The 12604-nt window shown below is 68.1% G+C and carries 13 protein-coding genes; all 13 read right to left on the reverse strand.

The window, feature by feature from the left end:
• Window positions 1–16: 16 nt before the first annotated feature.
• The 13 genes from AC1DF3_RS10430 to frr are packed head-to-tail and all read right to left on the reverse strand — an operon-like array spanning window position 17 to window position 12604.
• The gene (locus AC1DF3_RS10430) at window positions 17–814 is read right to left on the reverse strand and encodes a TrmH family RNA methyltransferase (RefSeq protein ID WP_478139596.1); all 798 of its coding nucleotides are present in this window, start codon (window positions 812–814) and stop codon (window positions 17–19) included.
• Window positions 811–1479, reverse strand: coding sequence for a ribonuclease HII (gene rnhB, locus AC1DF3_RS10435; protein WP_286531721.1), 669 nt, complete (start codon window positions 1477–1479; stop codon window positions 811–813). Before rnhB ends, AC1DF3_RS10430 begins: the two co-directional genes overlap by 4 nt.
• On the reverse strand, window positions 1451–2599 hold the full coding sequence (gene lpxB / locus AC1DF3_RS10440; protein WP_286531720.1) for a lipid-A-disaccharide synthase: 1149 nt from the start codon (window positions 2597–2599) through the stop codon (window positions 1451–1453). Before lpxB ends, rnhB begins: the two co-directional genes overlap by 29 nt.
• Before the next feature lie 8 nt (window positions 2600–2607).
• On the reverse strand, window positions 2608–3396 hold the full coding sequence (gene lpxA / locus AC1DF3_RS10445) for an acyl-ACP--UDP-N-acetylglucosamine O-acyltransferase (protein WP_286531719.1): 789 nt from the start codon (window positions 3394–3396) through the stop codon (window positions 2608–2610).
• A 10-nt stretch (window positions 3397–3406) separates the two neighbouring features.
• Window positions 3407–3853 (reverse strand): 3-hydroxyacyl-ACP dehydratase FabZ, encoded by a 447-nt coding sequence (gene fabZ / locus AC1DF3_RS10450; protein ID WP_286522354.1) that lies wholly within the window; start codon window positions 3851–3853, stop codon window positions 3407–3409.
• A complete protein-coding gene (gene lpxD / locus AC1DF3_RS10455; RefSeq protein WP_286531718.1) occupies window positions 3850–4836 on the reverse strand; it encodes a UDP-3-O-(3-hydroxymyristoyl)glucosamine N-acyltransferase in 987 nt (328 codons plus the stop codon). The genes fabZ and lpxD overlap by 4 nt, the downstream gene beginning before the upstream one ends.
• Before the next feature lie 15 nt (window positions 4837–4851).
• Window positions 4852–5421 (reverse strand): OmpH/Skp family outer membrane protein, encoded by a 570-nt coding sequence (locus tag AC1DF3_RS10460; RefSeq protein ID WP_286522356.1) that lies wholly within the window; start codon window positions 5419–5421, stop codon window positions 4852–4854.
• A complete protein-coding gene (gene bamA / locus AC1DF3_RS10465; RefSeq protein ID WP_286531717.1) occupies window positions 5421–7832 on the reverse strand; it encodes an outer membrane protein assembly factor BamA in 2412 nt (803 codons plus the stop codon). The genes AC1DF3_RS10460 and bamA overlap by 1 nt, the downstream gene beginning before the upstream one ends.
• A gap of 40 nt (window positions 7833–7872) precedes the next feature.
• Entirely contained in the window at window positions 7873–9243 is a 1371-nt protein-coding gene (gene rseP / locus AC1DF3_RS10470; protein ID WP_286531716.1) for an RIP metalloprotease RseP, read from the reverse strand.
• Window positions 9244–9264: 21 nt separating this feature from the next.
• Entirely contained in the window at window positions 9265–10452 is a 1188-nt protein-coding gene (gene ispC, locus AC1DF3_RS10475; RefSeq protein ID WP_286531715.1) for a 1-deoxy-D-xylulose-5-phosphate reductoisomerase, read from the reverse strand.
• Window positions 10449–11294: a phosphatidate cytidylyltransferase gene (locus AC1DF3_RS10480; RefSeq protein WP_286522360.1), complete on the reverse strand. Its 846-nt coding sequence runs from the start codon at window positions 11292–11294 to the stop codon at window positions 10449–10451. The genes ispC and AC1DF3_RS10480 overlap by 4 nt, the downstream gene beginning before the upstream one ends.
• Window positions 11295–11298: 4 nt before the next feature.
• Window positions 11299–12036: a polyprenyl diphosphate synthase gene (gene uppS, locus AC1DF3_RS10485; RefSeq protein ID WP_478139597.1), complete on the reverse strand. Its 738-nt coding sequence runs from the start codon at window positions 12034–12036 to the stop codon at window positions 11299–11301.
• Between the two features lies 1 nt (window position 12037).
• The gene (frr, locus tag AC1DF3_RS10490; RefSeq protein ID WP_286531712.1) at window positions 12038–12604 is read right to left on the reverse strand and encodes a ribosome recycling factor; all 567 of its coding nucleotides are present in this window, start codon (window positions 12602–12604) and stop codon (window positions 12038–12040) included.

Below are 12604 nucleotides of genomic sequence, written 5' to 3' on the forward strand. Positions count from 1 at the left end.
GCGGGAAAGCCCTTGATTATAGCCGGCCCGCGGCCCTGGAATCTGCTCCGGCAGCACTTGCATACAAGCAGATCGCCGCCGCAGCGGCGACGTTGAGCGACTCTTCGCCACCCGGCTGGGCGATGCGGACATGGCGCGCCGCCCTCGCCTCCAGGGCAGCCGACACGCCCTGCCCTTCATGCCCCATCAGCCAGGCGCAGGGAAATGGCAGTTCGGCCCGGTGCAGCCAGTCGCCGCGGTGCGAGCTGGTGGCGACCATCGGCACTTCGAGCGCATCGAGAACCTCGGCCTCGACCCCTTCGATCAGCCGCAGGCCGAAGTGCGCCCCCATGCCGGCGCGCAGCACCTTGGGCGCCCACAGCGCCGCCGTGCCCTTGAGCGCGATGACCTGCGCAAAGCCGAAGGCGGCGGCGCTGCGCAGGATCGAGCCCACGTTGCCGGCATCCTGCAACCGATCGAGCACCACGGTGGGCGACCTCGGCGCGACCGCGGGCCGGGCCGGCAGGTCGAGCACGAAACCCATCGGCGCCGGCGATTCGAGCCCGCTGACGCCCGCCAGCAAGGCATCGGCCAGCACCACCGTCTTCGGCGCGGCGCCGGCCCATTCGTGGCGCGCCGCGGGCCAGAGCGATTCGGCAAACACGGCCACCGCCGGCCGCACGCCGCGCTCGCGGGCCGCCCGGCACAGGTGGTCGCCTTCGAGCCAGATCCGGCCGGCCTTGCGGTAGGCGCCGGGGTCGTGCGCCAGCTTGCGCAATTCCTTGAGCAGCGGGTTGTCCTTCGACGTGACGTGGCTGACCTCGTCGACGCTCATCGAAGTTCTTCACCGAAATTGGCCATATCTTCGGCCGGCGCGGAGACCCGCGCCAGCGCCGCGGCGACCGGGCTGAACGACTTGCGGTGGTGGACGCAGGCGCCATGGCGCAGCAGCGCCTCGAGGTGCTCGGGCGTGCCGTAGCCCTTGTGGCCGGCAAAGCCGTAGTGCGGAAATTCGGCGTGCAGGTCCTCGCACAGCCGGTCGCGGTGCACCTTGGCCAGGATCGAGGCGGCCGAGATCGCCTTGACCCGGGCGTCGCCCTTCACGATGGCTTCGGCCAGCACGTTGAGCGTCGGCAGCCGGTTGCCGTCGACCAGCACCTTGACCGGCTTCAGCCGCAGCCCCTCGACCGCGCGCCGCATCGCCAGCATCGTCGCCTGCAGGATGTTGTGGGTGTCGATCTCCTCGACGCTGGCCTGGGCGACCGAGCAGCACAGCGCCTTGGCCAGAATCTGGTCGTGCAGGCGCTCGCGCTGCCGGGCGGTCAGCGTCTTGGAATCGGCCAGGCCACGGATCGGGCGCAGGTCGTCGAGGATGACGGCCGCCGCCACCACCGGCCCGGCCAGCGGCCCTCGGCCGGCCTCGTCGACCCCGGCCATGAGGCCGGGACCGTCCCAGACCAGCGTCGCCTGCTCAGCCTGCAAGAACTTTCTGGATCGCATCGGCGCACAGTGTCGGCGTATCGCGCAGCAATTCGGCATGCATCGCGCAAAAACGTTGTTGCAAGGCGTGAACCTTGTCCGGTGAAGCCAGCCAGTCCAGCGTCGCCTCGGCCAGCGCCTCGGGCGTGGCGGCGTCCTGGAGAATCTCGGGCACCACGAACTCGCCGCTGAGGATGTTGGGCAGGCCGACCCACGGCTGCAGCTGCTTGCGCTGCATCACCAGCCGCCAGGTCAGCGAGTTCACGCGGTAGGAGATCACCATGGGGCGCTTGAACAGCGCCGCCTCGAGGGTCGCCGTGCCGCTGGCGATCAGCGTGGCGTCGCAAGCCGCCAGCGCGGCATGGGACTGGCGGTCGAGCAGGGCCACGCGGCCGGCCAGTTCGCTGGCGGCCAGGATCTGCTCCATCTCCGGGCGCAGGTTCGGCAACACCGGGCAGATGAAGCGCAGCCCGGGCCGCGCTTTCAGCATGAGGGCGGCGGCGGCGAAGAACATGGGCGCCAGCTGGCGCACTTCCGAGCGCCGGCTCCCGGGCAGGATGGCGACCACCTCGGCGTCCGGGTCGAGCCCGAGCGCCTTGCGCGCGGCCTCGCGATCGGGCGTCATCGGGATCACCTTGGCCAGCGGATGGCCCACGTAGGTGGCGGCAATCCCGTGCTGCTCGAGCAAGGCCGGCTCGAACGGGAAGATGCACAGCACGTGGTCGGCGGCCGCGCGCAGCTTGACGACCCGCTCCGGCCGCCAGGCCCAGATCGAAGGACAGACGAAATGCGCGGTCTTGATGCCGCGCTCGCGCAGGCCGGCTTCGAGATCGAGGTTGAAATCGGGCGCGTCGACACCGATGAAGATCTCGGGCCGCTCGCGCAGCAGCCGGCCCCGCAACTGGCGCCGGATGCCGGCGATCTCGGCGTAGTGCCGCAGCACTTCGACGTAGCCGCTGACGGCGAGCTTCTCCTGCGGCCACCAGCTTTCGAAACCGCGCGAGAGCATCTGGGGTCCGCCGATGCCGACGGCCTTCATCGCGGGCCAGCGCGCCTGCAGGCCATCGAGCATCAGGCCCGCCAGCAGGTCGCCCGAAGCCTCGCCGGCGACCAGCGAAAACTGCCGCTGCGTTTCAGGCATGCGACGGCTCAGCGCGCGATGCCGCGCGTGGCGCCGGCGAGAAATTCGCTCATCACCGCGACGTCGGGCGCCGCTTCGGGCGTTTCGGCAGCCAGCGCCTCGATCGCGGCGCGCGCCTCGTCGAGCGTCTTGCCCTGCCGGTACAACAGGCGGTGCATCTGCTTGACCGCCGCGATCCGGGCCGGCGAGAACTCCCGGCGGCGCAAGCCGACCACGTTGAACCCGCGCACGGCGAGCGGATTGCCGTCCACCAGCATGAAGGGCGGAACGTCCTGCGTGACCGCGCTGGCAAAACCGAGCATGGCATGGGCACCGACCGACACGAACTGGTGGATGCCGGTCAGCCCGCCCACCGTCACCCAGTCGGCCAGGTGCACGTGGCCGGCCAGGGTCGTGTTGTTGGCGAGCGTGGTGTGGTCATCGACACGGCAGTCATGCGCGATGTGCGTGTAGGCCATGATCCAGTTGTCGTTGCCCACCCGCGTGACGCCGCCTGCCCCCGGCACGCCGATGTTGAAGGTGCAGAACTCGCGGATCACGTTGCGATCGCCGATGACCAGTCGCGTGGGTTCGCCGGCGTATTTCTTGTCTTGCGGCACCGCGCCCAGCGATGCGAACTGGAAGATCCGGTTGTCGCGGCCGATGGTGGTCCTGCCCTCGATCACGCAGTGCGCGCCGATCGTGGTGCCGGCGTCGACCCGAACGTGCGGGCCGATCACGGCGTAGGGACCGACACTGACCGTCGGGTCGAGTTCGGCCTGCGGGTCGACGATCGCCGTCGAATGAATCAGGGTCATGCCGGCAGGATCAGTTGATCTGGCGCATCGCGCACATCAGTGTCGCTTCGCAGGCCAGTTCGGCACCGACCAGCGCGCGCCCCTTGAACTTGGAGATGCCGGCCTTCATGCGCTCGATCTCGACCTCCAGCGTGAGCTGGTCGCCGGGCTCGACCGGCCGCTTGAAACGGGCGCCGTCGATGGCGGCGAAGTAGTAGACCGTGTTGTCGTCGGGCACGATGTCCAGCGAATGGAAGGACAGCAGCGCCGCCGCCTGTGCCATGGCCTCGAGCATCAGCACCCCCGGCATCACCGGGCGATGCGGGAAGTGGCCGTTGAAGAAGGGCTCGTTCATGGTCACGTTCTTGAGTGCCGTGATGCGCTTGCCCTTTTCCATCTCGAGCACGCGGTCCACCAGGAGGAACGGGTATCGGTGAGGCAGCAGCTTGAGGATTTGATGGATATCGAGCGTCGTCATGATTTCTTGTCCTGCATCGTCATTTTTTCCAGCGCCTTGAGGCGCTCCCGCAGACTGTGCAGTTGCTTGAGCGTGGCAGCGTTTTTCTCCCAGGTCGCATTGTCGTCGATGGGAAACACGCCGGTGTAGTGGCCGGGCTTGTGGATGGAGCGCGTCACCAGCGAGTTCGACGAGATGTTCACGTGGTCGGCGATCGTCAGGTGCCCGAGCACGCCGGCCCGGCCGCCGAAGGTGCAGTGGGCGCCGATGGTGGCGCTGCCCGCCACCGCGGCGCAGCCGGCCATCGCGGTGTGCTTGCCGATGCGCACGTTGTGGCCGATCTGGATCAGGTTGTCGAGCTTGACGCCGTCCTCGATCACGGTGTCCCCGAGGGCGCCGCGATCGATGCAGGTGTTGGCGCCGATCTCGACGTCGTCGCCGATGCGCACTGCGCCCAGTTGCTCGATCTTGACCCAGGCCCCTTCATGGGGCGCGAGTCCGAAGCCGTCGGCGCCGATCACCACGCCCGGATGCAGCAGGCAGCGGGCGCCGATGACGCAGTCCTCGCTCACGGTGACACCGGACTTGAGCACCGTATCGGCCCCGATGCGGGCCCCGCGCTCGACCACGCACAGCGCGCCGACCCGGGCGCTGGGGTCGATGACGGCTTCGGGGTCGATCACCGCACTGGGGTGGATGCGCTGGGCCTCGGGCCGGGCATGGGCCTTCTTCCAGAGCTGGGTCAGGCGGGCGAAATAGAGATAGGGATCGGGCGTCTCGATGAATGCGCCGCGCGCGGCGGCGGCTTCGCGCATCGCCGGGGCCACGATCACGCAGGCGGCCCGGGAGGCTGCGAGTTCCTTCTGGTACTTGGGATGGCTCAGGAAGGCGATCGCATCGCCCTCGGCCGTCGCCAGCGGCGACAGCCGCTCGATCGGCAGCCCGGGATCGCCCTGGAGATCGCCTCCGAGGGCCTCGACGATTGCGCCTAGCCGCAGTGCCACGCCGTTATCGCGGCGCTACTTGCCGCCGGCCGGGGTCGACCCATTGGCCGACGTGTTGGTGGGCGTGTTGCTCGAGGCGTTGAGCGCCTTGATCACCTTTTCGGTGATGTCGTGCTTGGGGTTGATGTAGATCGCCTCCTGGAGGATGGCGTCGTACTTCTCGGCCTCGGCGACCTGCTTGACCACACGGTTGGCGCGCTCGTAGACCTGCTGCAGCTCTTCGTTCTTGCGTGCGTTCAGATCTTCCTGGAATTCGCGACGGCGACGCTGGAAGTCGCGGTCCTGGTCGACCAGCTGCCGCTGGCGGGTCACGCGCTGGCTCTCGGACAAGGTCGAAGCCTCGCGCTCGAACTGCTCGGAGGCCGCCTTCAATGCCGCACCCTGCGCCGTCAGATCCTTTTCGCGCTTGAGAAACTCGGCCTCGAGCTTGGCCTGGGCGGCTTTCGCCGGCTGCGCCTCGCGCAGCACCCGGTCAGGATTGACGAATCCGATGCGGAAGGTTTCCTGCGCATGGGCAGCCGGCAGCCCCGCCGCCATGAAGACAGGAACAAGCAGCGCACCGGCGGCACGAAGCAGTGGAGTCATTAGAAAGTCGTTCCGATCTGGAATTGCAGGCGTTGAATTCTATCCTCCGGGATCTGCTGGGCGACATCCCCCTTCTCGTAGACGACCGGGAAGGCATAGGCGATGCGCAGCGGCCCGAGCGGCGAAATCCAGCTGATGCCCAGACCCACCGAGGCCCGGATCTTGTTGATCGAATCCCATTGGGCGTTGGTCGACCAGGGGGTGCGGTCGCCGAACACGTTGCCGGCATCCATGAAGCCGTACAGGCGCAGGGTGCGGTCGTTGCCGGCGCCCGGGAACGGCGTGCTCAGTTCGGCATTGAAGATCGCCTTCTTGATGCCGCCCAGCGCCGCGCCCACGGTCTGGCCGTACAGCGGAATGTCGCGCGGGCCGAGCGAGTTCTGCTCGAAGCCGCGCACCGAACCCAGGCCACCGGCGTAGTAGTTCTTGAAGATCGGGAACTGCTGGCCGCTGAAGGCGCCGGCGTAGCCGAAGTCGCCGTTGATCGCGAAGGTGTACTGCTTGTTCAGCGGGAAGTACTGCTGGTACTTGTAGCCGGCCTTGTAGTACTTCATGTCGGACCCGACGCCGACCTCGAGGTTGGCGCTCTGCAGCACACCGGTGGTCGGGACCAGCGCGCTGTCGCGATTGTCGCGGGCCCAGCCGATCGACAACGGGACCCCCGAGACCGTCGGGTTGCCGCAATACAGCACGCCCAGCTGGCCGTTCGGCGCGATGCAGCCGAAGTACTGCTGGTACGAAAAGGGCACGTAGCCGGCGAACGAGGTGCCCGGGTCGAAGCGGTAGCGCTCCACGCCGGCGCCGAAGAACACCGTGTCGCGTTCGCTGAACGGCACGCCGAAGCGGATGTTCCCGCCCTCGGTGGTCAGCCTGTAGTTGCCGTCGATGTTGCCGTAGTAAGGCTGCGTGGTCGCGGTGTAGAGACTGATGGTGCGCGAGATCCCTTCCTTGGTGAAGTAGGGATCGGTCGTCACCAGGGATAGCGTGCGGTTGTACTTGCTGGTGTTGATCTGCACACCGAGATAGTTGCCCGAGCCGAACACGTTTTCCTGCGAAATGCCGAAGGTCAGGCTGATCTTGTCGGCACTCGAGAAACCGGCGCCCAGCTGCAGCGAGCCGGTCGGCTTCTCGGTCACGTTGACCGTCAGGTCGACCTGGTCGGGCACGCCCGGAACTTCCTGGGTGTCGACCGTGACTTCGGTGAAGTAGCCGAGCCGGTCGACCCGGTCGCGCGACAGCTTGATCTTGTCGCCGTCGTACCAGGAGGCCTCGTATTGGCGGAACTCGCGCCGGATCACTTCGTCGCGGGTGCGGTTGTTGCCGCCCACGGCCACGCGGCGCACGTAGACCCGGCGCTCGGGCTCGGCCTTGAGCGTCAGGGCCACCCGGTTGGTGGTGCGGTCGATCTCGGGCGTGGCCTGCACGCGGGCGAAGGCATAGCCGAAAGAGCCGAAGTAGTCGGAGAAGGCCTTCGTGGTCTGGGCGACCTGCTCGGCGTTGTACGGCTCGCCGGGCTTGATCGCGACCAGGGTCTTGAACTCTTCCTCGCGGCCGAGGTAGTTGCCGTCGAGCTTCACGCCGGAGACCACGAACTTCTCGCCTTCGCTGATGTTGACCGTGACCGAGAGGTCTTGCCGGTCGGGCGAGATCGCGACCTGCGTCGAGTCGATGCGGAACTCGAGGTAGCCGCGCGACAGGTAGTACGAACGCAGCGTCTCGAGGTCGGCATTGAGCTTGGCGCGCGAATACTGGTTCGACTTGGTGTACCAGCTGAGCCAGCCGCCGCTGTCCTGGTCGAACAGGCTCAGCAGGGTCGATTCGCTGAAGTCCTTGTTGCCGGCGATGTGCACTTCGCGGATTCGCGCGGGCTCGCCTTCGGTCACGGTGAAGGTCAGGTTGACGCGGTTGCGCTCGATCGGCGTGACCGTGGTCACGACCTGGGCGTTGTAGAGGCTGCGGCTCACGTACTGGCGCTTGAGTTCCTGCTCGGCCCGGTCGGCCAGCGCCTTGTCGTAGGGACGGCCGTCGGCCAGGCCGACTTCGCGCAGGGCCTTCTGCAGGTTCGCCTTGTCGAATTCCTTGGTGCCGACGAAGTCGACGTCGGCGATGGTCGGCCGCTCCTCGACGATCACCACCAGCACGTTGCCGTTGATGTCGATGCGCACATCCTTGAACAGCCCGAGGTCGAACAGCGCCCGGATCGCGGCCGAGCCGCGGTCGTCGTTGTAGGTATCGCCCACGCGCAAGGGCATCGAGGCGAAGATGGTTCCCGGCTCGACGCGCTGCAGGCCTTCGACCCGAATGTCGCGCACGGTGAAAGGCTCGACCGCCCAGGCTGCCGTGGCCGCCAGGGCGCTGGCCACCACCGCGGCAACGCTGCGCAGGCGAAAGCGACTGATTGTTGTGTTCATCTGTGAATTGCGCCAGGGCCGGAAAGGGCTGGCAGAAAAGTTAACCAAAGAGCCGCGTGACGTCGTTGAAGAGTGCGATCGACATCATGACCAGCAGCAGCGCGACACCGCCGCGCTGAAACCTTTCCATCCAGGCGTCGGAGACGCTCTTGCCGGTCAGGCCCTCCCAAAGATAATACATCAGGTGTCCACCATCGAGGACCGGCAGCGGCATGAGGTTCAGCACCCCCAGGCTCACGCTGATCAGGGCCAGGAACACCATGTACTGCGTCAAGCCGAGGCTGGCGGACTTGCCGGCGTAGTCGGCGATCGTGAGCGGTCCGCTGAGATTCCTGAGCGAGGCCTCGCCGATGACCATCTTGCCCATCATGCGCACGGTCAGCGCCGACACCTCCCAGGTGCGGACCACGCCGCGCCAGACGCCGTCGACCACGCCCTGGCGCACCAGCACCATCGCGGGCGGCGCGCCGACATAGGCACCGATGCGGCCGATCTTGCCGCTGGGTTCGTCGCGCAGCTCGGGCGTGACATCGATGCGCAGCGACTGCCCGCCGCGCTCGACCTGCCAGGTCTGCATGCGGGGCTGGCCGCCATCGACCGAGGTCCGAATGATCTCGCGCAGCTGCTGGCCATCGACGATCGGCGTCGTGCCGACCAGGCGCACCAGGTCGCCGTTGCGCAGTCCCGCGCGCTCGGCGGCGCTGCCGGGCATCACCTCGCCGATCTCGGGGCGTGTCATCGGCGTGAGGAGGCCGATCTTGCGGAACATCTGGGCGTCCGCATCCTTGGCCTCGATGCGGCTCAGAGGCAGCACCAGTTCGCGCGCCGGGCGCCCGCCCTCGCCCGCGATCTCGAGCGTCAGGTCGCGGCCATCGAGGGCGCCGCGAGTCATGCGCCAGCGCAGGTCTTCGAAGGACTGGACGGCGTCGAGCTCGCCGTCGAAGCCCGCCCGCGCGATGTGTTCGCCGCCTTTCAGCCCGGCCTGTTCGGCCAGCGATGCGGCGACCGGCCGGGCCAGGGTCGCGGCCGGTTCCTGAACGCCGATCCAGTTGACCAGCGTGTAGAGCACGACCGCCAGCAGCAGGTTGGCGATCGGTCCGGCCGCCACGATGGCGGCCCGCGAGCGCAATGGCTGGGTGTTGAAGGCGCGGTGGCGCTCCTCGGCCGGCACCGGGCCCTCGCGTTCGTCGAGCATCTTCACGTAGCCGCCCAGGGGGAAGGCGCCGATGACGAACTCGGTGGTCTGGCCCGGATGCTGGCGCTTGGGCTGCCAGCGATAAAGCGTCTTGCCGAACCCGACCGAGAAGCGCAGCACCTTGACGCCGCAGGCCACCGCGACCCGATAGTGGCCGTACTCGTGCACGGCGATGAGCAGGCCGAGGGCGACGATGAAGGCAACGACTGTGAGCATCGGGTTCCCCGGGTTGGTGGGTCAGGTCGCGAAACGAAGCGCCGTGGCACGGGCTGCGTCCCGGGCACTGGCGTCGAGGGCCAGCAGATCCCCGAGCGACGAGAGCTTGGAGGGCCGCACGCGCTCCAAAGTTTCCAGGTTGACCGCATGAATCCGGTCGAAGCGCAGCCGGCGCTCGAGAAAGGCCTCGACCGCGATTTCATTGGCGGCGTTCAGCACCGCCGTGGTGCCCGGGGCGGCGCGAAGTGCATGCCATGCCAGGTGCAGCCCGGGAAAGCGCGCCTCGTCGGCGGCTTCGAAGGTCAGGGCCGCAAGCGACGCGAAGTCCAGCTTGCCGGCACCGCTCTCGATGCGCTCCGGCCAGGCCAGGCCGCAGGCGATCGGGACCCGCATGTCGGGCGTGCCGAGTTGCGCGATCACCGACGAATCCTGGAACTGCACCATCGAGTGGATGATCTGCTGCGGGTGGATGACCACCTTGACCTGCTCGGGCGTCAGGTCGAACAGCCAGCGGGCCTCGATCACCTCGAGCGCCTTGTTCATCATGGTGGCCGAGTCGACCGAGATCTTGCGACCCATCGAGAAATTCGGATGCGCGCAGGCCTGCTCGGGCGTGATCTCGGCCAGCGTGCGCGGATCGCGCTGCCGGAACGGTCCGCCCGATGCGGTCAGCAGCACGTGGTCGACCCGTTCGGCCCAGGTGGCGCGGTCCTCGGGCAGGCACTGGAAGATCGCCGAATGCTCGCTGTCGATCGGCAGCAGCGTGGCGCCGCCCTCGTGCACCGTGCGCATGAACAGCTCGCCGCCGACCACCAGCGCCTCCTTGTTGGCGAGCAGCAGCCGCTTGCCGGCCCGCGCGGCCGCCAGGCAGGGCCCGAGGCCCGCGGCGCCGACGATGGCGGCCATGACGGCATCGGTCTGCGGGTGCGCGGCGATCTCCTCGATCGCGGCCGCGCCGCTCAGCACCCGGGTCGGCAAGCCGCTGTGGCGGATCTTCTCGGCCAGCAGCGCGGCGTGCGGCGCGCTCGCCATCACCGCGAACTGCGGCGAGAAGCGCACGCACTGGGCCAGCAGTTCGTCCACCTTGGTGGCCGCCGACAAGGCGAAGACCTCGAAGCGCCCGGGATGGCGCGCGATCACGTCGAGCGTGCTGACGCCGACGGAGCCGGTCGAACCGAGCACCGTGACGCGTTGTTTGACTGAATTCATAGGAAGGCCAACATCATGGCGATCGGCAGCGTCGGCAACAACGCGTCGATCCGGTCGAGGACGCCGCCGTGGCCGGGCAGCAAGGCGCTGCTGTCCTTGGCGCCCGCGCTGCGCTTGATCAGCGACTCGACCAGGTCGCCGACCACGCTCATGGCCGCCATGAAGACGGCCCCGATCAGCAGCAGCCACCAGCCGCGCTCGGCCAGCCTGGTGTAGAGGCTGGCGACGCCGGCCTGGGCGGCGGAGTCGCTCCAGGCCCAGGCCAGCGCGAGCACGACCACGCCGGCCATGCCGCCCCAGACACCCTCCCAGCTCTTGCCTGGACTGATGGTCGGGGCCAGCTTGCTGCGGGTGAACTTGAGTCCGAAGGCGCGGCCGGTGAAATAGGCGAAGACGTCGGCGACCCAGACCAGCACCAGGATCGAGAGCAGGAAGTTGATGCCGACCATGCGGGCCTGCACCGCGGCCAGCCAGGCGACCCAGAGCGCCAGCAATCCGCCGACCAGGCGCAAGCCCCGGGGCACCCGCGGCCATCCCGGCACCGCCACGCGCAGCAGCGCGGCGCCGCCGAGCACCCAGGCCGCGCTGGCGACGATCCAGACGCCGAGGAGCGAGCCCTGCAGCAGGCCCAGCCACCAGGACAGCCCGCACAGCAGCACCATCTCGGCACCGAGGAACAGCGACATGCGCGGGCCGTAGTCGTTGAGGCGGCCCCACTCCCAGGCGGCGGCGCCGATCAGCACCAGCATCACGCAGGCGAAGGGCACGTACGAGGGGTAGAAGAGCGCGGGCAGCAGGATCGCCAGCAGGACGATCGCCGTGATGATGCGTTGTTTGAGCATGCGCTCAGGCGGCCTGCTGGTCGCGCGAGCCGGCCGCGCCGAGCTGCTCGGAGGTCTGTCCGTAGCGGCGCTCCCGGCGCTGGAAGGCGGCGATGGCGTCGTCCAGCGCCGCCTCGTCGAACTCGGGCCACAGCTTGTCGCTGAAGTACAGCTCGGCGTAGGCGCTCTGCCAGAGCAGGAAGTTCGACAGCCGCTGCTCGCCGCCAGTGCGGATGAACAGGTCGGGGTCGGGCACGTGGGCGAGCGCCATGGCGGCGTCGAGGTTGGCCTCGGTCAGAGGCTCGCCGCGGGCCGCCAACTGGGCCGCGGCGCGGGCGATATCCCAGCGGCCGCCATAGTTGAAGCAGACGTTGAGCACCAGCCGGGTGTTGTGTGCGGTCGCCGTCTCGGCCTGGACCAGGCCCGCGATCATCTTGTCGGACAGCCCGCCGCGCTCGCCGATGAAGTGCAGCCGCACCCCGTCCTGGCTCAGCTTCGGCACCTCGCGGCCCAGGGCGCCGACCATGAGGTCCATCAGGCCCGACACCTCCTCGACCGGCCGGTTCCAGTTCTCGGACGAGAAGGCGAACACGGTCAGCACCCGGACGTCGCGTGCCACGCAGGCCTTGACGCAGCGCCGCAGGGACTCGACACCCTGCTTGTGCCCCGCCACCCGGGGCAGGAAGCGGCGCGTCGCCCAGCGGCCATTGCCATCCATGACGATGGCGATGTGATGGGGAACCGCTGGTGCGACTTGCTTCATGTCAGACGGCCATGATCTCGGCTTCTTTGGCCGTTACCAGGCGGTCGATTTCCGCGATGTGGCGGTCGGTGACCTTCTGGATCTCGGTCTCGGCGCGCTTCTGGTCGTCTTCCGAGGCCAGCTTGTCCTTGACCAGCTTCTTGATCGCGTCGTTGGCGTCGCGGCGCAGATTGCGGGTCGCGATCTTGGCGCCCTCGCCTTCGTTGCGAACCAGCTTGGTCATTTCCTTGCGGCGCTCTTCGCTCATCGGCGGCAGCGGGACGCGGATCAGATCGCCCATCGACGCCGGGTTCAGGCCCAGGTCGCTTTCGCGGATGGCCTTCTCGATCTTGGCGCCCATGCCCTTCTCCCAGGGCTGGACGCTGATCGTGCGGGAATCGAGCAGCGACACGTTCGCCACCTGCGACAGCGGCACGGCGGAGCCGTAGTAGTCGACATGGATCGAGTCCAGTAGCGCCGGGTTGGCACGGCCGGTGCGGATCTTGGTCAGGTTGTTCTGGAAGGCGGCGAGCGACTGGTTCATCTTGGCGTCGGTCGCGCTGCGGATTTCTGCAATGGTGGTGGTCAT

The organism is Variovorax sp. 10N432, assembly GCF_056394465.1.

Coding starts and splice junctions, on each gene's coding strand:
- AC1DF3_RS10430 (WP_478139596.1), bottom strand. CDS start 814: ATGAGCGTCGACGAGGTCAGCCACGTCACGTCGAAGGACAACCCGCTG.
- rnhB (WP_286531721.1), bottom strand. CDS start 1,479: ATGCGATCCAGAAAGTTCTTGCAGGCTGAGCAGGCGACGCTGGTCTGG.
- lpxB (WP_286531720.1), bottom strand. CDS start 2,599: ATGCCTGAAACGCAGCGGCAGTTTTCGCTGGTCGCCGGCGAGGCTTCG.
- lpxA (WP_286531719.1), bottom strand. CDS start 3,396: ATGACCCTGATTCATTCGACGGCGATCGTCGACCCGCAGGCCGAACTC.
- fabZ (WP_286522354.1), bottom strand. CDS start 3,853: ATGACGACGCTCGATATCCATCAAATCCTCAAGCTGCTGCCTCACCGA.
- AC1DF3_RS10460 (WP_286522356.1), bottom strand. CDS start 5,421: ATGACTCCACTGCTTCGTGCCGCCGGTGCGCTGCTTGTTCCTGTCTTC.
- bamA (WP_286531717.1), bottom strand. CDS start 7,832: ATGAACACAACAATCAGTCGCTTTCGCCTGCGCAGCGTTGCCGCGGTG.
- rseP (WP_286531716.1), bottom strand. CDS start 9,243: ATGCTCACAGTCGTTGCCTTCATCGTCGCCCTCGGCCTGCTCATCGCC.
- ispC (WP_286531715.1), bottom strand. CDS start 10,452: ATGAATTCAGTCAAACAACGCGTCACGGTGCTCGGTTCGACCGGCTCC.
- AC1DF3_RS10480 (WP_286522360.1), bottom strand. CDS start 11,294: ATGCTCAAACAACGCATCATCACGGCGATCGTCCTGCTGGCGATCCTG.
- uppS (WP_478139597.1), bottom strand. CDS start 12,036: ATGAAGCAAGTCGCACCAGCGGTTCCCCATCACATCGCCATCGTCATG.
- frr (WP_286531712.1), bottom strand. CDS start 12,604: ATGACCACCACCATTGCAGAAATCCGCAGCGCGACCGACGCCAAGATG.